This window comes from Hyphomonadaceae bacterium BL14 (genome assembly GCA_027627705.1).
GTDB lineage: Bacteria > Pseudomonadota > Alphaproteobacteria > Caulobacterales > Maricaulaceae > Oceanicaulis.
This window is the reverse complement of sequence record CP091242.1, coordinates 2,703,997-2,723,138: the sequence shown is the minus strand read 5'-3', so window position 1 is coordinate 2,723,138 and position 19,142 is coordinate 2,703,997. Positions and strand designations below refer to the sequence as shown.

Sequence of the window (19,142 nt, the reverse complement as noted above, 5' to 3'; positions counted from 1 at the left end):
TTGGAGATGACACATGACCGCTGACAATCGAATGCGCACTCTCGGACGGGCAATGGAGGTGGGCGGCTATCTCGCCCTCATGCTCTGCCTCATTCATTCCGCCATGCATCTCGCCGAGCGGGTCTCGGCCGGTCCTGTGGGGGCGGAGGGACCGCTGGGCATGCTCAATGCTGTCTTGCTCGGCTTTGTGGATGCCATGCCGCTGCTCTTCCTGATCACCGGGCTGGCGGCCATGGCTGCCCTCGGCGCGGCCTACGGACGCGGCGAGATGTTCTCAGCCCAGAACGCCAGGCGCATCCGCAGCTTCGGCGAGGCGCTGGCCTGGGCGGCGGCAGCGGTGATCGTGATCCAGCCGACCCTGCTGGACTGGATCAGCGGGGCATCGCGCGGGATCGATTTCAATATCGATGCCGCCGGACTGGCGCTCGCCGCCGGGGGCATATTCACCACGGCCATGGCCTACGCCATGCAGCGCGCCCACGCCCTGCAGAGCGAGCATGATGCCTTTGTCTGAGCCCGATCCAAGCGGCGAACCGCCCGCCATCGTGGTGACGCTGGATATCATGCTGGCGCGGCGCAAGATGAAGGCGAAGGATCTGGCCGCCGTGATCGGAATCACCGAGGCCAATCTGTCGCTGCTCAGATCGGGCAAGGTGAAGGGCGTGCGCTTTGACACGCTGGCCCGGCTCTGCGCCGCGCTGGACTGCCGCCCTGGTGACTTGCTGGACGTGGAGGGCGCGGACGACCAATAGGGCTCGGCGTCAGCTCACAATCGCGTCCACCAGCACGCCGGCCCCATGACGCACCGGGTCGGTCGCCGGCAGGCCGGTCTCGCGCCTTGCCGCGTCCAGCGCCGCTTCTGCCGCTTCGGGAGACAGCGCACCTGTATTCACGCTCACTGCTGCGGCGCGCACGTGCGGATTGTTGATCCGCGCGGCGGCGAGATGAGCCTCCAGCGTGTCGGTGAGGCCCGGCAAGGGCCGGTGGGGCATGCCGCGAATATGGGTCCGCCCCGCTTCGTGGCAGAGGATCAGAACATCGGGCTGGGCGCCGAGCACCAGACCCAGCGTGACCTGACCGAAGAAGGGATGCAGCACGCTCGCCTGCCCCTCGATCACATCCCAGTGGTCTTCGGCATTGGCCGGGCTGAGCATCTCCACCGCGCCGGACACGAAATCCGCCGGGATCGCATCAATGGCGACGCCCTGGCCTGCGATCAGCACCCCGGTCTGGCCGGTGGCGCGGAAGGTGGCGTTGAGACCGCGGGCCTGCATCTCGTGTGCAACCGCCAGCGCCGTGTATTTCTTGCCGATATTGCAGTCGGTGCCGGCCATCAGCACGCGCTTGCCAGACCGCTTCTCACCGGTGCCGAGCTTTATGGGAGGACCGGACCAGTGGCGCACATCGTGGAGCTGGCGGCCCAGCCGGTCGGCGGTCTCCTTCAGAACAGGAAACGAGCTCAGGCGCTGATGCAGCCCGCTGGCGATGTCGAGCCCGGCTTCCAGCGCCTGGCGCAGCGGCTCGATCCAGCGCTCGGGCAGAATCCCCCCGCGATTGGCTATGCCGATCAGCACGGTGCGCGCGCCCGCCGCCACGGCCGTCTCGTAGTCCATGTCAGGAATGCCCAGATCCAGCTCGCAGCCCGGCAGACGGAACTGGCCCGCCACCTGTTCAGGGCGCCAGTGCAGCACGCCCTGGGCGGTCTTCACACCGACTTCGCGGTCCGCATCGCCCAGAAACACAAGATAGGGCAGCGCAATCATGACACACTCTCTCCCATGCCGCCCCATACGCCGGCGGGCACAGGCGACAGCCGGCCCTGATCATCCAGCTCCATCGGGGCGATGTCCTCAGCCAGCCAGACCGGCCCGTCCACATCCACGAAATCGGCGTCCCGGGCCAGAATCAGCGCGGGCGCGATCGCGCGCACCCCGCAGATCATGCAGCCCACAAACACGCCCTTTCCCAACGCGCGCAGCCGGGCGCGCATTTCCAGCGCATGGGTAAGCCCGCCGCACTTGTCCAGCTTGATATTGATGATGTCATAGCGCCGCGCAGCCGTGTCGAGCTCGGCCATGGACTGACAGCTTTCATCCCCGCACAAAGGCAAAGGCGAGCGGAAATCATCCAGCTGATGATCCTGATCAGGCGGCAGGGGCTGTTCGAGCAATTTGAAATCCAGCGCCGCCAGCTCATAGGCATGGTGGGGCAGGTCCTCGCGCGTCCAGCCGCAATTGGCGTCGGCGATCAGCACCGCATCCGGCGCGCCCCGGCGCACGGCAGCGGCGCGCGCACCGTCCAGCCCGTCACGCCGGCCGAGTTTCACCTTCAGCACCGGGCGGTGCGCGGCGTCGCGCGCCTGCGCTTCCATGCCGCCGGGCGTGTCCAGAGAGATTGTGAATGCAGTGGCGACCGCGCCGACTGGCTCCGTCAGCCCGCACAGCGCGGCGACGGTGGTGTCGGCCCGGCGCGCTTCCAGATCCCACAGCGCTGCATCCAGAGCCGCGCGCGCACCGCCGGGCGGCAGGAGGCTCATGAGGCGCATGCGGTCAGCACCCGCCTCGATGGCGCTGCGCACCGCTTCGATCTCCCAGAGCATGGTCTGGGCGGTCTCTGCGCGATAGCTGACCCCCACCGCCTCGCCATTGCCCACATCCGAGCCCTGGCTGATGGTAACGGACACGGAGGCCTGCTCGGTGCGCGCGCCGGTGGCGATGACAAAGGGCCGTTTCAGGCGCCGGGTGATGATGCTGGCCTGCAGATGACGCACCGGGCCGCTCCGCGTTGCGAGAGGTCAAATCAGCCCTGTTTGTAACGGCTTGCTGGCCATCTGGCGAGATGGCGCTTTACACGCTGGCGCGCACGGCCCGGATCACCTGCTCCTGACGCTCTCCGGCCAGATAGGCGTCCATAGGCAGGGATACCACGCGCGCCATGGCCCGCTCGGTCGCGGGCAGACCGCCTGGTGCCAGCGCGAAGTGCTGATAAGGTTCCTGCACGTGCATCGGCACGGGATAATACACCGCCGTGGGCACGCCTTTTTCAGCCAATGCCGCGCGGAACGCCTCACGGTCATCGACCTCGATCGTGTACTGCGCCCAGGTCGACACTCCGCCCTCGATCACCACCGGCACCTTCACCACATCGGACAGCGCTGCAGCATAGGCGTCGGCGGCAGCGTTGCGCTGAATGATCTCGTCGGTGAAAATGTCCAGCTTCTCCAGAAGGATCGCGGCCTGGATCGTGTCCAGGCGCGAGTTCAGGCCAATGCGGTCATAGGCATAGCGCTCGGCACCCTGTCCGTGATTGCGCAGGGAGGCGAACAGCGCCGCCAGCGCATCATCATTGGTCACCACGGCCCCGCCATCGCCATAGCAGCCCAGTGGCTTGGCCGGGTAGAAACTGATGGTCGCCACATCCGCCCAGCGCGCCGGGTGATAGCCATTGAGCGTGCACCCAAAGCCTTGCGCGCTGTCGGAGATCAGCTTCAGCCCATGGGCGCTGGCGATCGCGCTGAGCGCAGGATAGTCCGCCGGCTGGCCGAACAGATCCACAGCAATCACCACGCGCGGCGTCAGCCCGCCTTCGCGCTTGGCCCAGTCAATCGCACGCTCCAGGCTCGCCGGATCCATGCAGTACGTGTCCGGATCAATATCGACGAACACGGCCGTGCCGCCCACAAGCGCCACAACTTCAGCGGTGGAGGCGAAGGTGAAGCTCGGTACGAACACCGCATCGCCCTTGCCGATCTTCCACGCCATCAACGGCAACAGGATCGCATCGGTGCCATTGGCGCAGGTCAGCGCGTGGCGCGTCTCGCCAAACACCTTGAGCCGGGATTCCAGTTCCGTGACCTCGGGCCCGAGAATGTATTTGCCCTCCTCGATCACCTTGGCGATAGCAGCGTCGAGCCGGTCCTGGATGCGGGCGCGCTGGGCGGCCAGATCAATGAAGGAAATCATGCGGGGCGTCATCCTGTTGCAAGGCGGGGCATGGTGCGGCGTATAGCCGGGCCCGCGCGCGCGCTTAAGTCACGTTTCATTGCCCTATTCGACAGTCACCGACTTCGCGAGATTGCGCGGCTGGTCCACGTCGGTGCCTTTGTGCACCGCCGTCAGATAGGCGATCAGCTGGACAGCCACCGCCATCACAATGGGCGCGGCCAAGCGGCCTGCAGCCGGCGTCACCAGGGTCAGCGCGCCCTGGTCTGCCAGTTCTTGGGCACCCGCCGGATCGGTCACCGCGATCACCCGCGCGCCGCGCGCGCGCACCTGCTCGATGGAGGAACGGGTCTTGTCAAACAACGCGTCCATCGGTGCCAGCACGATCACTGCCACCCCCTCCTCGATCAGGGCGATCGGCCCATGCTTGAGCTCGCCGGCGGCATAGCCTTCGGCATGGATATAGCTGATTTCCTTGAGCTTCAGCGCGCCTTCCAGCGCCAGCGGGAAGAGCGTGTTGCGGCCCAGAAACAGAACAATCGCGCTGCGCGCCAGATCCAGCGCGAGCGTGTCCACGCTCTGGCGCAGGCTCAACGCCTCGCCCATCAGGCGCGGCGCCGCAGACAGGTCGGCGATAGCGGCCTGAACCGCAGGCGGATCCATGCGGCCGCGCTGGGTGCCCGCTGCCACCGAGAGCGCCGCCAGCGCCGCAAGCTGACAGGTGAAGGCCTTGGTGGAGGCCACGCCGATCTCCGGCCCGGCCAGGGTCGGCAGCACGATATCGGCCTCGCGCGCCATGGTGGAATGGGCGGTATTGGTCAGGGCGATGGTGACCATACCCGCCGCCTTGCACAGGCGCAGCGCTTCAAGCGTGTCGGCGGTCTCGCCCGACTGGGAAATGAACAAGGCCGCATCGCCAGGCGAAAACGCCGGGTCGCGATAGCGGAACTCCGAGGCGATATCGACTTCAGTGGCAAGCCCGGCGAGGCTCTCGAACCAGTAGCGCGCCACCATGCCCGCATAGGCCGCGGTGCCGCACGCCACGATCAGCAGCCGGTTCATCGCTTTGAAATTCACCGCGGCGGGCAGGTTCACTGTACCGTCGGCGAGATTCACATACGCCGCGACCGTGCGGCCCACGACTTCGGGCTGTTCATGGATTTCCTTTTCCATGAAGTGGCGGAACGGACCCTTGTCCACGCGCCCGAATGCACCGGGGCCGGCGGCCTGCTTGCGCTGGGCGGGCCGGCCCCCGGCGTCACGCACATCCACCGTGCCCGGCCCCACCACGACCGTGTCGCCGTCCTCGAGGTAGATCAGCGTGGCCGCATCTTCAGGCAGCGCCATGGCATCCGAGGCAACATAGCCCGCCGCCGGCCCCAGTGCGGCCAGCAAGGGCGCGGCCTTGCGCGCGCCAAACACGAGGTCCGGCGCGGTTTCGCTGACTGCGGCGAGCGCGAAGGCACCCTGCAGCCGCTCGACCACCGTGCGCCAGGCCATGTGGGCATCGTCATGGGCGTCCAGCGCGGCGTCGAACAAATGGGCGACGACCTCTGAATCGGTGTCGGAGAGAAACACCCGGCCTTGCGCGGCCAGCTCGGCCTTGAGCACGGCATGGTTCTCGATAATGCCGTTATGGACCAGTGCGACCCGTCCGGCACGGTGGGGGTGGGCGTTACGCACTTCCGCCGCGCCGTGGGTGGCCCAGCGCGTGTGGGCGATGCCGCTGAGGCCTGTCAGTCCGCCACGCGCGGTCAGCGTGTCGCACAATGCGGCCACCTTGCCGGCGGCACGCTCGACAGCCAGGACGCCGTCCGGTCCGGCCACACATACACCGGCCGAATCATAACCGCGATACTCCAGCCGGCGCAGACCCTCCACCAGAACGTCTGCGGCATCCGTCCGCCCCGACACACCGACAATGCCACACATCGAAATTCGCCTCCCAACGCAGTCCGGACCCGGACCGGTTATAGTCAGCCCTGCACGCCCGGTGCCAGAGCGTGCACGTCGACAAAACATTTCAGTTCATGACACGAGGCGGTTGGTCCGGGACCCGTTGGGCCCCCGGCTGGTGTCGGGCTCTGACCCGGTCATGCCGGACGGCGACAGGTGCGGCCCGCGCGCCGGATGCCCGTGACAACCAAACCGGCGCACACCCAACGGCCTTAACACGACCCCCGCAGCTAATTAAGATACGCCGTGTTGAGGTGCCCCGGCACGGCCACTTGCAGAAAAATGGATTCATGTCCGAAGCATCCTTCTATTATGACAAGGCGTTTGTTGAACTGGCCCTGTCCGGCAGTGATGACGGGCACCGGTCAATCATCGGCGGCATGTGGGACGTGCTCGGACTGCTGCAACTCGATTTTCTGACACGCTGCGGGCTGATGCCCGGCCACACCCTGGTCGATATCGGGTGCGGGTCGTTCCGCGGCGGTGTGAAATTTATTGAGTATCTCAATCCGGGGAATTACTATGGTATTGATATTTCAAACGAAATAATGACTGCAGGTTATGAGCGGGAAATTGTTCAGCGCGGCCTGGATACCCGCTTCCCGACCGCCAACCTGCAGGTTTCAGATGATTTCGGCATCCAGCAATTCGGGGTCCGCTTCGACTACGCCATCGCCCAGTCGGTCTTCAGCCATTTGCCGGTGCGTTACCTGCAGCAATGCCTGACGAAAATCCGGAGCCGAATGAAGCCGGGCGGCCTGTTTTTTGCGACTTATTTCGACTGCCCGCCCTGGCATGATTTTGACCAGCCTTTGCTCCATGAGCGCGGCGGCATGATCACCCATCCCGATCAGGACCCCTACCATTACCGCGCCCGCGACCTCATTGCAGCGGCGAGGTCAGGATGGCGGATCGAGTGGATGGGCGACTGGGATCATCCTCGCAACCAAAAAATGGCGGTTTTCCGCAGGCAGTAGGATGCAAGGCGTGCTGGAACAGGAGGGACGGTCGCAGCCTCGGGACATCCGCCTGACAGAGGGCTTCACCCTGCTGGAGGCCCTGGTCTGCCTCGCAATTACAGCCCTGGTGGCCGTCCTTGTACTGGACGCTGTCAGGCTGGCGGGCACCGGCGCAGTGCGGATCGAGCGGTTTGTCAGCAGCGAGTTGGGCGCGCGCATAGACCTCTTGGCTCTGCGCGACGCAATCGGTGCGTCGCGCGCCGAACATGTCGACACCCCGTATGCCTTCAGTGGCGATGAAAACTCCTTCAGCGGCTATACGACACGCTCGGCCCTCCCGGGGAGTGCGGGCTCGGCCCGTTACACGGCTGAACTTGCGCACAGCTCGGGCACCATCACCCTCATCTACCGTGAGCTTGCCGGCGAAGCTGATGAAGACACCAGCTGGCATGTCAGAAGCTGGCCAGCCGATGCCGCGCGGTTTGAATACCGTGATGACCTTACCGGAGCGTGGGTGGACACCTGGCCCATCGTGCGGGGCGTTGGCATGACCCCCGGACTGACACAGCCAGGCGTGAGCGCCGGATTGCCAGGCCCGCCCGGGCTTTCAGATTTGCGGCGCAATCCGTTCTGCGCCTATCTGCCTGCCGCGATACGCCTGACCGTGGAAGCCGCCGGCGAGCCGGTTTACGGACTCATTCTGGCGCCCGCGTCCAATGCGTGCCCGCCGGCGCGGCCCAGTGACATGGTGCAGATATGAAGACGCGCGCGATCGCCAGCCAGCCAAGCGGGCGCGCAGGGGTGCGCGAGGGCTATGTCTTTCCGCTTGTCCTGGCCGCAATTGTCCTCATCACGCTGGTCACCGCTATCGCCTCCACGCAAGTCAGGCTCGGCAATGCGCGCATGGCCGACATGATCGGCCGGGAAACTACGCACCGGGCCTTCCATTCTGCCGAGCAAACTTTTCTCTACCTGGCCCTCACTTCGCCGGCCGGCTTTGAGGGGCTGGAAGTCGGCGCCGTGCGCGGTCCTGGCGGAGATCTGTCCTTGCCCTCGCTGGAGCCGGAGCGCGCCTCCCTTGTCCCGGCAAATGGCGTCCCTGTATTGTTCGGCGACGCGCCCGTCGTGCTACGCTATCTTGATCAACAGGCTTTTCTCAACCTGACAGGAACCGAGCCAGTATATCTTGAGGCACGCTTTGATGTGCTGGGGATAGACCGTTCCTTGCACCGCACGGTCTACGCGCAACTGGGCGATTTTCAGGACGAGGATGACCTGACGCGGGTGGGGGGCGCGGAATCAGATGCGTACGCGCAAGAGGGTCTGCCGCCCAACCGCATCATCACGTCGCCGCTGGAGGCGTGCGTGCCGCCTGTCCTCGCCGGGCTGGAGATCTGCACCGATGAGGGCCGCTTGCTGCTGCTCACAGAGCCGCGGTTTTCTTCCCAGCTGAATGTCCGGGTGGTGTCACGTTTCATGCTCGATGCGCTTGCCGGGCAGGCCGATGTGCTTGGCCGCCAGGGCTGGGAAAGCGAGGACGGTATCATTGAGAGCTTTGGTGCCATTGGCTGGCCGGAATTTGATGTGCATACGGATGTGTTCCACCTGCCCTCCCCGCCGTCGAACCAGTTCGTCCTGATCACGCAGGGCATGGATGGCGTGCTGGTCCGGCGCACATCGTTCGAGCTTACGCCGGGGACTGACGCCAGACCCTATGTCATCCGCTCAAGATACCGTATTGGGGGAGAGTACGTTCGCAATGCGCTCAAGGTACCCGATGCTGAAACGTCCAGGCGCCTTCCTGAGCCCGGTTAGGTCCGTTGTATTCGCGGACTCGCGCGTCGAACGGGGTGGCCGCCCCGTCGACCGCTTCATTCGGGGCGAGCGGGTTATCATCAGCCGGGCGCTGACGCATTTTGAACTGGTCACCCGCCCGCCCGGCGCCATTTCGCCGCGCACGGTGAAGGCAGCCCAACTGGCTGCGCAGGCTCGCACCCCGTTTCGCGACGCCGACATGTATCTGGTCTGGGGCAAGACGCAGGTCGGGGTCTGGAGCTGGTCGAAATCCACGCTCGACGCCGTCGGTACCGGCGAGTATCGCGCCATCCCGGAAACCGTGCTGCATGCCCCGGCCGAGGGTCTGGTTCTGCGCGCCTGTCTGGACGGGTTCGAAGGTCAGCTCTGGGATGACTCAGAGCTTCTGGCCAGCCGCTGGTGGCCCTACCAGCCCGCGGCGCACGAATGGACGGCTTTTGTACGCGGCCTGAAAGGCGAGCATCCCACAGACGTGCCTGTACCCATGCGCGCCGCTGCGGTGAACCCGTCCCAGCCAGCGGCCTATCGCCTTCTTGAGCTGGTCCAGCGGCCGGCGCGCAAGGATATTGCCGCGCTCGCGATCTTGCTGCTCGGGCTACCGGTTCTGTTTCTGGGCGGGGAATCGCTCAATCTGCAAGCCTCGATCTACCGCGCCAACAGCGAACTGGCCTCGCTTCAGGATGTGACCGGAGAGGTGGTCGAGGCCCGCACACAGGCGCGCTATGGTGCCAGCCAGATAGCTGCCTACAGCGACGTCCTGCGCAAGCCTCATCCGATGGAGATACTGGCCGTCTTCGCCGAGGCCGCGGAAGATGCCGAAACCCAGCTGGAACGCGCCAACATCACCGACGCAAGGCTGGAGATGGTTTTGCAGTCCAGCGAGGCGCTGAGCCCGGCGGCCTTGGTCGAACTTCTCGAAAGCCACCCTGCCCTGTCACGGGTGCGCTTTGCGCCGCTCGGCCAGCAGAATCTCTGGCGCGTCGAGGCTGATGTCGAGGGAGCGAACCGGTGAACCTCATCGCCCAGGCCCGTGATCAAGGTGCCCGCCTGTCCGCCCGGCTGACCCCGCGCGCGCGGCTTGGCCTCGCCATGCTGGCTGCTTTGCTGTTGGTGGTGGCTATTGCCAATCTGTCAGAGCATGTCGCCACCCAGCGTGTGGAGGCCCAGCAGATGCAGCGTGAATTGCGCGTCTATCGGGCACTGGCGGCCGAGAGCAACTGGGCTGAACGGGCCGCAGAAATCAGCCGCAGTCTGGAGCGCTCGCAGGCCGCATTCTGGCGGGGCCGCACCCCCGGCATCGTCTCGGCCCAACTCCAGGGCGAGGTCACGCGCCTCGCCATCGCCTCGGGTCTCGAAAGGGTGAATGTCGAAATCCGTCCCGATCCGTTGCCGCTGGGCGACGAGGCGGTGTATTTCGAGCTCCGCCTGACCGGGGAAGACCGGAATGGGCAGTTCCTGGCGCTGTTTGACAATCTCGCCACCTACGAGAACCTGTTGGTGCCATCCGGGGTGGAGTGGCAGCGCGCCAATGGCACGATCCGCATCCAGCTGCTGGCACCAGCCATCCTGGAAACTGAGGCGGGGCAAGTGCCATGACATCGTCCTTGCGTCTACTGATTGCTATTTTTCTGGCCAGCATTGCGTTTGTTGCCGGGTTGACGACGGGTGAAAGCACCTCCGGCCTGACGTCCCGCGATAACCTGAGCAACGCGGCCACCTTCGAGTTGGAGGGTAGCAGTGATGTGGGCAGCTATGTCAGGCGGATTTTCGCTGCCGGGTTGTTTCCCGATGCCGACATCACGCAAGGAGCCGGGCTGTCCGCCTCCCGGCCGATGAGCGTGGATCAGATCGAAACCGCGCTCTCCGACCCCCGCCTGGCGGCGCTTGTAGGCGAAGGCGGAGAATGGACAATCCTGCTCTTTGCCGATAATAGTCGCTTCACAAAGCTGCAGCGCGGGGATGAGCTGCAGGGCGGTTGGCTGGTTGCGAATATCACCTCAGTCAATGTGCTGCTGAGACGGGGTGACGAAACCCGCGAACTACCGGTTTTCCCAACATTGGACGATTGATATGAGACGCACGCATCTGCGGACCATCTTGCCGGCAATTGTCCTGCTCGCAGGCTGTAGCACGTCTTCTCCCAACACGTTCTGGGAAGAGTTCGGCGATGTTGACGCGCCACGTGAACGCGTGACCGGTGCCATGAACTGGGATGACCGCACCGAGTCCCTCCCCACCATCACAGAGCCTGAGCAGACGGGCCGGGTCAGCCGCCGTCCCGCCGTGGGAACAGCGGCATCCGGGCGCCCGTTTGATCAGGGTGGCGCTCAAATGCCCCTGCTGGAGGGCTCGCCTGTCAGCGTGACCGTGCCGCCCCTGTCGGTACCAGCCTTCATCAACGTCGTGTTCGGAGAAGTTCTCGAGCAGCCTTTCGTGCTCGGTCCGGGCGTTGCCGAAATGGAGGCCATGATCTCGCTCAGAACCGTGCAGGAAATGGACCGCACCGTCTTTCTCGACATGGTTCGCGATGCACTGGACGGTTATGGACTTGCCATAACCCACCGGGATGGACGGTTCTCCGTCACCACGCGCAGCGAGCTGCGCAGCCAGCTGCCCCAGCTCATCACAAGCCGCGCACGGCGCGCGACACCGGCCAGCATGCGGCCGGTTATCCAGTTTGTTGAGCTTTACGCCATTGATGCTGCTGATATGCAGCAAATCATTCAGCTGGCCTTGCCCGATCGCGAGGCGGTCTCCATCACCGCCAACCGCCGGCACAATTACCTGACCCTGCTCGGTCTTCCGGGCGATGTGGACGCGGCGCTGGCGATTGTCGAGCAAATGGACCGGCCGCGCTTTGCCGGTACTGACGTCATTCAGTTCGAGCCGCGAAACTGGGTCGTGACAGAGCTGGTCACAACGATGCAGGAGATCATGACGGCTGAAGGCCTTATGGTCGCCAGTAACACCAACGCGATGCGCGCCATCACGCTTCTGCCCGTGCGCCAGACCAACCAGCTGCTGATCTTCTCGTTGACCCGCGAGGGGGCGCAACACGCGCTGTCCATCGCCCAGGATCTTGATCGCGCCGCAGCGCGGTCCGAAGCGCGGCGCGGATTTGTTTACGAAGCCCAGTACTCAGAGGCGGCCCGGCTGTCAGAGCTGGTCTCCGCCGTGCTGAACATCCAGCCCGGCCGCACAGTATCCGGTTCGGCGGCTGGTGAGTCCAATGGTGAAGGAGCACCTGCACCCGCGCCCCAGGCTGCAGCGGGCCAAGATGACTCCAACCGGACACGGCTCACGGTAGACGAAGTTGGCAACAGGCTGATCTTCTTCGGGACGCAGCCTGAATTCGATCAGATCCTGTCCTTGATGCAGCGGATCGACACCCCGGAACGCGAAGTGCTCATTGAGGTCACTGTCGCCGAGGTCACGCTCACGGACGAATGGGATATGGGGCTCGATGCTGTGTTCGACAGCGAAGCAGCCGCCCGGTTCGCCGCGACTATCAATTCAGGCGGCGGTCTGTCCGGAACGGTCAATACGGGTCAGGTGTCTCTGTCGGGTTCGGCGAATGCCAGCAATAACCAGATCCATATTCTCTCAACCCCGCGGATCGTCATCCGGTCCGGTCTGGACGCCGTTGTCCAGGTCGGCACCGACGTCCCGATCATCACATCTCAGCGGGCTGCACCGACACAGGTAGGCGGCTCCACTGATGTGCTGCAATCGGTCCAGTACCGGTCCACCGGTATTATTCTGAATGTGAGCCCGCGTGTTTACAGCAATAACCGGATTGATCTGGCCATCGATCTGGAGGTCAGCAACGCCGAGCCCAATGATACGGCCGACATCTCCAGCCCGTTGATTTCCAACCGGAGCATTTCTTCCGAGCTCACCTTGCAGGACGGGCAGACCGCCGTGCTGGGCGGCCTGATTGAGAACCGGTTCACGCGGGGCCGCTCCGGCGTGCCGTTCCTGAAAGACATCCCGTTCCTGGGGGCCCCGTTCCGCAGCGACCGGCTGAGCGCCGGGCGATCCATGCTGGTCGTCTTTGTCACGCCCTATGTGCTGCATGACAGGATTCAGCGCCAGGCACTGGTCGACGACTTTGTGGAGATCATGAACCGCGGCTTCGAGGAACAGCAGTCCGACCGCCCGACGCTGCGCACCCAGGACCAACCTTTGCGGATTCGTGGCCGCTCGGGCCTGCGAGAGCCCAGCGAAACCGGGACGGAGTAGTCCTTGATTGAAAGGCGGCGATGCTGCTCTCGAATTGGGCCTATATACTCGCTTGCATGCTTGCAGCGGGCGGCGTGGCGGCCGTAATATTCGGCATACGGAAAGATTTTCGCCTCATCGCGTGTGGCCTGAGCGCCGGACTGGCAGCAGCAGCAAGCGCCACGCTCATGCTCGCCGGAGCGATCCCGGCGCTTGCCGCACTGGCCGGCCTCGCCGCGGGGCTCGCTTGCGCGAATGCCATCCTCGATCTGATTGAAGGCCTGGTCGCCGATATCGCCTCTTTTGGAATCGCGGTCACCGGCCTGGGCGCGGCTGTCTTGATGGTCATGCCCGGTCAGGCCTTGTCCGAAGCCTTGCTGCTGGCAGCCGGCGGAGGGGTACTGGCCTGGGGTCTGCTATGGGGCGTCAATGCGTTCTTCCGCTGGCGGCGCGGACATTCCGGACTGGGTGGCGGCGACATCGTTCTGGCGGGCGCAGCGGGTATCTGGAGCGGTCTGCCACTGGTCGGGATCAGCCTGCTCATTGCCTGCGCCGTAACATTCCTGCTAGCGTTTTTGTCAGGGCGTCTTCGTGATCGCATTGCGTTCGCTCCCGGCCTGGTGCTCGGATTTGGCATTGCGTTCGCCATCCGGTTTTCAGCCTCGCGGGACTTTCAGCTGTAAGAGTAGTGACCCCGGTGCGCAGCGGATTTTCATTGATCGAAGTGCTGGCAGCCGTTGCGCTGATGGCGCTGGTCATTTTGCCTCTTTACCAGCTGCAGAGCTCATTGGCCGATGCCAGCCTGCGCATGAGCCGGGCCGGCGAACGCACCGAGGTCGAACAGAGCGCGCTGAGCCTGATTGCAACCATCAACCCCGATGCGATGGCTGAGGGGAGCGAAGCCATTGGCGCGTGGACAATGGACTGGACCAGCGAGCGGATTGCCCACAACCCGTCTCCCGATGGGTTAAGCGGCGGCGGGATTTATGCCATCTCGCTCTATGACGTCACCGTCACCCTGACACGCGGCCCGGACGAACACGTCTTCACCGTGCGCCAGCTGGGCTGGACAAAAACCCGAGACATGTTCGGCGATCTGGTTATTCCCTGAGCCGATGCTCAGACCGTCTCGGCGGCCAGCGTGCATGGTGTTTGCGGACGCGGGTTCAGCACCACCACCCGCGCGCGCGGCGTTTCCAGCCGGATTTCGCCGCCGGTGCAGAACCCGGCCCGGGAGAGCTGGAAGCCCTCCGGCACCCGCAGCACCCAGCCTTCGGGAAGCACGTCCCGCAGATTGGCCGTCAGGGTCTCGCTATCCATGTCCCGGCTGTCGAGCACGCTCTGCGCGCGCAGATCGTTCACAGTGGAGATGACACCGGCGATGATCTGACGTTCCTGGGCACGCTCTATGGAGCGGATCAGCGACGGTGCAGACAGTGCGATGACTGTGGCGGCGATTGCGACTGCTATTACGACTTCTATCAGCGTATAGCCCGAGCGCAGCGATGTCCGCCTAGCGACCGATATCGGCATCGGGGCCTGTGCCCCCTTCCGCATTGTCGGCTCCATAGCTGTAGACCCGGCCGCGGTCATTGGCCGCCTGCGGGGCCTGGTAGCGGTAGGGATTGCCCCACGGGTCGGCGGGCAGTCCCCCGTCGAGATAGGGCCCGTTCCACACCCGGGCGACGGCGTCACTGGGCGTCACCAGCAGGTTCAGCCCTTCATCCTGCGTCGGATAGCGCCCGATATCCAGCCGCATGGTATCGAGCGCTGTATCGATCATGCGTATCTGGGTCGCAGCGGCCGTCGCGCGCGAATTGTCGAGCTGGGAGAACAGGCGCGGCGCCACCAGCGTCGCCAGCACGGCAATAATGGCCACGGCCACGAGAATCTCCATCAGGGAGTAGCCCCGGCGGTAACGCAGCTGTCTGCCAGAGCCCGGCTTGCGGCCTTGAAATCTCGTGTACACTGCTCGTACATCCTGCCCGGAAGTCATCATTGCGATACCCATATCATAAAGCGTCAGGCTGAGGGATCATCATGCTGCACAAACTGATCCAGCGCCTGTCCGGCCCGTCACGGAGACCGGCTGTGACGCCGGCCCCTGCCACCCAGCCCGACCCGGCCGCAGCGGAGACCTGGACGGGCATGGCACCGGGCGACGCCCATTACCGCGCCTATGTGGGCCCGGTTGACCGGTTCGGACCGGTCTCCCTGCTTCAGATGGGCCTGATGACCGCCCTCGGCCTGACGGAAAATGACCGCGTGCTGGATTTCGGCTGTGGCTCGCTGCGCCTTGGCCGCCTGCTGATCCCGTTCCTGCGCCCCGGCCTCTATTACGGCATCGATCCCAATCTCTGGCTCGTCGATGAGGGCTTCGGCCAGGAAGCCGGCCATGATCTGCGCACGCTCAAGGCGCCCGTCTTCTCCAGCGATGATGGGTTCAGTTGCGACGTGTTCGGCACGACGTTCGATTTCATCATGGCCCAGTCCATCATCACCCATTCGGGCGCCGACAACACCGCCCGATTCCTCGCCAGCGCCGCCGCCGCGCTTGAAGATGACGGCATCATCATGCTGAGCTATTTCCGCAATCTCGATGATGAGAGCCTGCCCGGCGAGCCTTGGACCTATCCGGGCTGCGTCAGCTACCCGCCCGCCTGGCTGCACGCACAATGCCGGCAGCACGGCCTGATCTGGCGCGATATCGACTGGTATCATCCAGGGGCCGCCTGGGCGGTCATCGCCAAGGATGCGCGCCGCCTGCCGCCGGCCGGAGCACCGCTGGGCGTCAATGGACATCCCCAGCCGCGCTGGGTGGCCGAACGCTAGAGCGCAATCGAAAAAGTGGGAACCGGTTTTCGGATAAATTGCGCTCTCAATCAAAAGAGTAGAGCGTGCGGCCTGACGCAGTCAGGTCGGATCACGCTCTAGAGCGCAATCGGAAAAGTGGGAACCGGTTTTCGGATAAATTGCGCTCTCAATCAAAGGCGTAGAGCGTGCGGCCTGACGCAGTCAGGTCGGATCACGCTCTAGAGCGCAATCGGAAAAGTGGGAACCGGTTTTCGGATAAATTGCGCTCTCAATCAAAGGCGTAGAGCGTGCGGCCTGACGCAGTCAGGCCGCACGCTCTAGATCGCGATGTCGTACATGCTGGTCATGGCCAGCACGAGGCCGACCACGATCGCGCCGATGACGCCAGCGATGAACACGATGGCCAGCGGCTCTGCCAGCGCCGTCACGCGTTTGGCGCGGTTGCGCGCCTCGTCCTCGTGAATGCCGGCGAGAAACAGCAGCATTTCATTGAGGCTGGCCGAGGTGCGCCCGGTCTTGATCAGGTTGAGGCTCATCGAATCAAAATCGGTATGCGTGCGCAGCGCCACATCAATGGGCTCGCCCGAGCGGATGGCGCGGCGCGCCTCCTGCAATCCCAGACGCCGGGTCTGCGAGGCCACCGCCGATTCGGCCAGTTGCAGCGCTTCCACCAGGCCTGAACCGCCCGACAGGGCCGTGCCGGTGATGCGCGCCCAGCGGGCCGTGTCGGCGGCGAGCAGGAAACCGCTGATCACCGGCAGGCGTTCCATCACGCGGTAACCGGCCGCGCGGCTGGCCTTGTTGCGGGCGAGGAACATCACCCCCACCACCAGCGCCACGATCAGGGCCATGACCATGCCGATATTGTCGCGCAACAGCAGGCTGGTTTCGATCAGCCAGCGCGAAAACGCGGGCATGGCCGAGCGGTCATCGCCGATCAGCGCGGCAAAGCGCGGCACCACGAACATGAAGATGAAGGTGATCGCGGCCACCCCCGCCACGGCGAGGAAGGCGGGATAGGCCAGCGCATTGCGCACCTCGGCGGCGGCCTTGAGATCCTGCTCCATCTGCGCGGCGATATCGGTTAGCGCCTTGGCCTGCTGGCCGGTCGTCTCGCCCAGCTCCACCAGCCGGGAGGCATAGGGCGGCAGGCGCGGCATGTGGCGCGCCATGGCTTCAGACAGGCGCGCGCCGGATCGCAGATCACGGCGGATATTCTCCCCCTCTATCGCCAGCTCGCGGCAGGTCTCGTCGGCGATCAGGGAATCGATGGCGGGCAGCAATGCCGTCCCCGCGCGGATCAGCACGGCCAGCTGACGGATGAAGCGCTGACGGTCGGCCGAGCGCGCCTTGTTGCGGCTGAACTTGCGCTCGCCGGCGCGCACCTCGCTCAGCTCGAACGGCGCAACTGACTGGGCCTCCAGCTGGCGCTGGGCCTCGATACTGTCCTCGGCGGCGACGCGTCCTTCCACCGTGGCCCCGGTGGCATCCAGAGCGCGATAACGGAAAATCGCCATGAGCTACACAGGCCTCCGGACCGCTCTATTCGGCGGACAGGCGCGCCGGGACACGCACATGGGCCGCCGCGCCGAACACGCGCAACACTTCCGACAGGGTGGTCTGCCCCTCGGCGGCTTTCGCCAGCGCGTCTTCATACATGGTGATATACCCGTCCTGACGGGCGGCGGCGAGCAGATCGGCCTCGCTGGCGCGATTATTGATCGCCTCGCGCATGGCGCTGTTGAGGCGGACCACTTCATAAACCGCGACGCGGCCCAGATAACCCTGGTCGGCGCAGTGCACGCAGCCGGCCGCTTCCACCCAGCGCGCCGAGGCGGCCGCAGCGGGCAGGGCCGCGCCAGCCGCGCGTGCGGCGGCCAGGCGGCGCTCACCCTCCTGGCAGGATTCCGGCTCGGCCGGGTGGGCACAATGCGGGCAGACCTTGCGCACCAGGCGCTGGCCCATCAGCCCGCGCAGGGAGGCCGACACCAGAAACGGCTCCACGCCCAGATCGATCAGGCGCTCAATGGCCGACAGCGCCGAATTGGTGTGCAGGGTGGAGAAGACGAGGTGGCCGGTCAGGGCGGCCTGGGTGGCGATGCCGGCGGTCTCGCCATCGCGAATCTCGCCGATCATGATGATGTCCGGATCCTGGCGCAGGATGGCGCGCAGGCCGCGCGCGAAGGTGTAGCCGATATCGGCGCGCGCCTGGACCTGGGTCACGCCCTCCATGTCGTACTCGACCGGATCCTCGATGGTGATGATCTTGCGCTCGCCATCATTGACCAGCTCCAGCCCGCGATAGAGCGTGGTGGACTTGCCCGAGCCGGTGGGCCCGGTGACCAGGATCACGCCATTGCGCTCCTCCAGCAATTGGCGGAACGCCTCCATCGAGCGCCCGGTCAGGCCCAGCCCTTCCAGGCTTGGCAGGCTCTGCTGCTTGCGCAGCAGGCGCAGCACCAGGGATTCGCCCCAGGCACCGGGCAGGGAGGAGACGCGCAGATCAATGTCCTGACCGGCAAAGCGCACCGACTGACGGCCGTCCTGCGGCAGGCGGCGTTCAGCGATATCCATGCCCGAAATCAGCTTGATCCGGCTCGCCACCGCGTCAAACCGGCCACGCGGCAGGGTCTGCACCTCGCGCAGCACGCCATCAATGCGGAAGCGAATCTGGAAATGATGTTCGAACGGTTCGACATGGATGTCCGACGCGCGCTGGCGCAGCGCATCTTCAAACACGCCATTGACGAAATCGATGACGGGGGCTTCCTCGGCCAGCTCGCGCAGGCGCGCGGCATCATCGCCGGTCCAGTCCTCGCTGGCGCCTTGCGAGCGCGCCAGCGCCAGCGCCGAATCCAGCAGGCGGTTGGGGCCGAGATAATACTGCGCCGCGCCGGCCCAGACCCGGGTCAGGGCCTCCTGCAGCGGCGCGCTCATCGGATCGCGGGCAAACACGTTGAGCGCATCCGCATCACCGGCCGCCACACCGTCGGGGGTGTCAAACCAGAGCACGCATTCATGGGCCAGCAGCCAGCGCGGGGACAGGTTCAGGCGCGAACACGCCTCCAGATAGGCCGATCCTTCAGCCGGCATGAGCGGGGCGGTGAGGATGGTCAGGCCCAGCTGGCGCGACAGCGCGGCCAGCAGCACGTCTTCAGACACCGCGCCCAGACGCATCAGCGCCTGGCCGAACAGCCCGCCCACCTCGTCCTGGAAGCGCAGGGCCGCCTCGACATCGCGGGCGCTGACCGCCCCCTCATCCACCAGCATGTCCCCGATACGGCGATGATCCATGATAGCGGGCCGCTCTCCGGTGCTGTCCTGCCACCCAGCGGCGGCGCGGACTGAAAAAAACTCAGCCGATTGATGGCATATCAGCGCCGGTTTGACCACTCGGGCCACAGCGCGCCCAGCGGGTGCGAATGAGATCGGGACA

General features: G+C 65.1%; 20 protein-coding genes. 12 read left to right on the top strand and 8 right to left on the bottom strand.

Annotation, left to right across the window (positions count from 1 at the left end; genetic code table 11):
- The first annotated feature begins 13 nt into the window (after positions 1-13).
- Positions 14-514, top strand: coding sequence for a DUF2975 domain-containing protein (locus tag L2D00_13220; GenBank protein WBQ12798.1), 501 nt, complete (start codon positions 14-16; stop codon positions 512-514).
- A complete protein-coding gene (locus tag L2D00_13215; GenBank protein WBQ12797.1) occupies positions 498-752 on the top strand; it encodes a helix-turn-helix transcriptional regulator in 255 nt (84 codons plus the stop codon). Before L2D00_13220 ends, L2D00_13215 begins: the two co-directional genes overlap by 17 nt.
- A gap of 9 nt (positions 753-761) precedes the next feature.
- On the opposite strand, the gene L2D00_13210 is transcribed toward L2D00_13215, so the two are convergent.
- The 4 genes from L2D00_13210 to glmS all read right to left on the bottom strand — a co-directional run bounded on the left by L2D00_13210 (position 762) and on the right by glmS (position 5,873).
- Positions 762-1,763, bottom strand: coding sequence for a DUF1611 domain-containing protein (locus tag L2D00_13210; protein ID WBQ12796.1), 1,002 nt, complete (start codon positions 1,761-1,763; stop codon positions 762-764).
- Positions 1,760-2,770, bottom strand: a complete 1,011-nt coding sequence (locus tag L2D00_13205; protein ID WBQ12795.1) for a dipeptide epimerase — start codon at positions 2,768-2,770, stop codon at positions 1,760-1,762. The genes L2D00_13210 and L2D00_13205 overlap by 4 nt, the downstream gene beginning before the upstream one ends.
- Before the next feature lie 76 nt (positions 2,771-2,846).
- Entirely contained in the window at positions 2,847-3,962 is a 1,116-nt protein-coding gene (locus tag L2D00_13200; GenBank protein ID WBQ12794.1) for a DegT/DnrJ/EryC1/StrS aminotransferase family protein, read from the bottom strand.
- An 84-nt stretch (positions 3,963-4,046) separates the two neighbouring features.
- Positions 4,047-5,873, bottom strand: a complete 1,827-nt coding sequence (gene glmS / locus L2D00_13195) for a glutamine--fructose-6-phosphate transaminase (isomerizing) (GenBank protein ID WBQ12793.1) — start codon at positions 5,871-5,873, stop codon at positions 4,047-4,049.
- Positions 5,874-6,187: 314 nt separating this feature from the next.
- On the opposite strand from glmS, the gene L2D00_13190 reads away from it, so the two are divergent.
- Genes L2D00_13190 through L2D00_13150 form a run of 9 tightly spaced genes read left to right on the top strand, consistent with a single transcriptional unit; the run spans position 6,188 to position 14,003 of the window.
- A complete protein-coding gene (locus L2D00_13190) occupies positions 6,188-6,874 on the top strand; it encodes a class I SAM-dependent methyltransferase (GenBank protein ID WBQ12792.1) in 687 nt (228 codons plus the stop codon).
- A gap of 10 nt (positions 6,875-6,884) precedes the next feature.
- The gene (locus tag L2D00_13185; protein WBQ12791.1) at positions 6,885-7,616 is read left to right on the top strand and encodes a prepilin-type N-terminal cleavage/methylation domain-containing protein; all 732 of its coding nucleotides are present in this window, start codon (positions 6,885-6,887) and stop codon (positions 7,614-7,616) included.
- Positions 7,613-8,671 carry a general secretion pathway protein GspK gene (locus L2D00_13180; protein ID WBQ12790.1) on the top strand — a complete coding sequence of 353 codons (1,059 nt, stop codon included), beginning with the start codon at positions 7,613-7,615 and terminating at the stop codon, positions 8,669-8,671. Before L2D00_13185 ends, L2D00_13180 begins: the two co-directional genes overlap by 4 nt.
- Complete coding sequence (locus tag L2D00_13175; GenBank protein ID WBQ12789.1) at positions 8,634-9,683, top strand: hypothetical protein; 1,050 nt, start codon at positions 8,634-8,636, stop codon at positions 9,681-9,683. Before L2D00_13180 ends, L2D00_13175 begins: the two co-directional genes overlap by 38 nt.
- The gene (locus L2D00_13170; GenBank protein WBQ12788.1) at positions 9,680-10,267 is read left to right on the top strand and encodes a hypothetical protein; all 588 of its coding nucleotides are present in this window, start codon (positions 9,680-9,682) and stop codon (positions 10,265-10,267) included. Before L2D00_13175 ends, L2D00_13170 begins: the two co-directional genes overlap by 4 nt.
- Entirely contained in the window at positions 10,264-10,740 is a 477-nt protein-coding gene (locus L2D00_13165) for a hypothetical protein (protein WBQ12787.1), read from the top strand. Before L2D00_13170 ends, L2D00_13165 begins: the two co-directional genes overlap by 4 nt.
- Position 10,741: 1 nt before the next feature.
- Positions 10,742-12,913 carry a hypothetical protein gene (locus L2D00_13160; GenBank protein WBQ12786.1) on the top strand — a complete coding sequence of 724 codons (2,172 nt, stop codon included), beginning with the start codon at positions 10,742-10,744 and terminating at the stop codon, positions 12,911-12,913.
- A gap of 20 nt (positions 12,914-12,933) precedes the next feature.
- Positions 12,934-13,575: a hypothetical protein gene (locus tag L2D00_13155; GenBank protein WBQ12785.1), complete on the top strand. Its 642-nt coding sequence runs from the start codon at positions 12,934-12,936 to the stop codon at positions 13,573-13,575.
- 41 nt (positions 13,576-13,616) lie between these two features.
- Entirely contained in the window at positions 13,617-14,003 is a 387-nt protein-coding gene (locus L2D00_13150) for a hypothetical protein (GenBank protein WBQ14515.1), read from the top strand.
- A gap of 8 nt (positions 14,004-14,011) precedes the next feature.
- Here L2D00_13150 and L2D00_13145 read toward each other — a convergent pair whose 3' ends face one another.
- Both L2D00_13145 and gspG read right to left on the bottom strand, forming a co-directional pair.
- Positions 14,012-14,425 (bottom strand): prepilin-type N-terminal cleavage/methylation domain-containing protein, encoded by a 414-nt coding sequence (locus L2D00_13145; protein ID WBQ12784.1) that lies wholly within the window; start codon positions 14,423-14,425, stop codon positions 14,012-14,014.
- Positions 14,406-14,861, bottom strand: a complete 456-nt coding sequence (gene gspG, locus L2D00_13140) for a type II secretion system major pseudopilin GspG (GenBank protein WBQ12783.1) — start codon at positions 14,859-14,861, stop codon at positions 14,406-14,408. The genes L2D00_13145 and gspG overlap by 20 nt, the downstream gene beginning before the upstream one ends.
- 71 nt (positions 14,862-14,932) lie before the next feature.
- Here gspG and L2D00_13135 point away from each other — a divergent pair, with 71 nt between their 5' ends.
- Positions 14,933-15,724 (top strand): class I SAM-dependent methyltransferase, encoded by a 792-nt coding sequence (locus tag L2D00_13135; GenBank protein ID WBQ12782.1) that lies wholly within the window; start codon positions 14,933-14,935, stop codon positions 15,722-15,724.
- A gap of 299 nt (positions 15,725-16,023) precedes the next feature.
- Here the strand turns inward: L2D00_13135 and L2D00_13130 are convergent, their stop codons facing one another.
- Complete coding sequence (locus L2D00_13130; protein WBQ12781.1) at positions 16,024-17,223, bottom strand: type II secretion system F family protein; 1,200 nt, start codon at positions 17,221-17,223, stop codon at positions 16,024-16,026.
- A gap of 25 nt (positions 17,224-17,248) precedes the next feature.
- Positions 17,249-19,000, bottom strand: a complete 1,752-nt coding sequence (gene tadA, locus L2D00_13125; GenBank protein ID WBQ12780.1) for a Flp pilus assembly complex ATPase component TadA — start codon at positions 18,998-19,000, stop codon at positions 17,249-17,251.
- Positions 19,001-19,142: the final 142 nt, after the last annotated feature.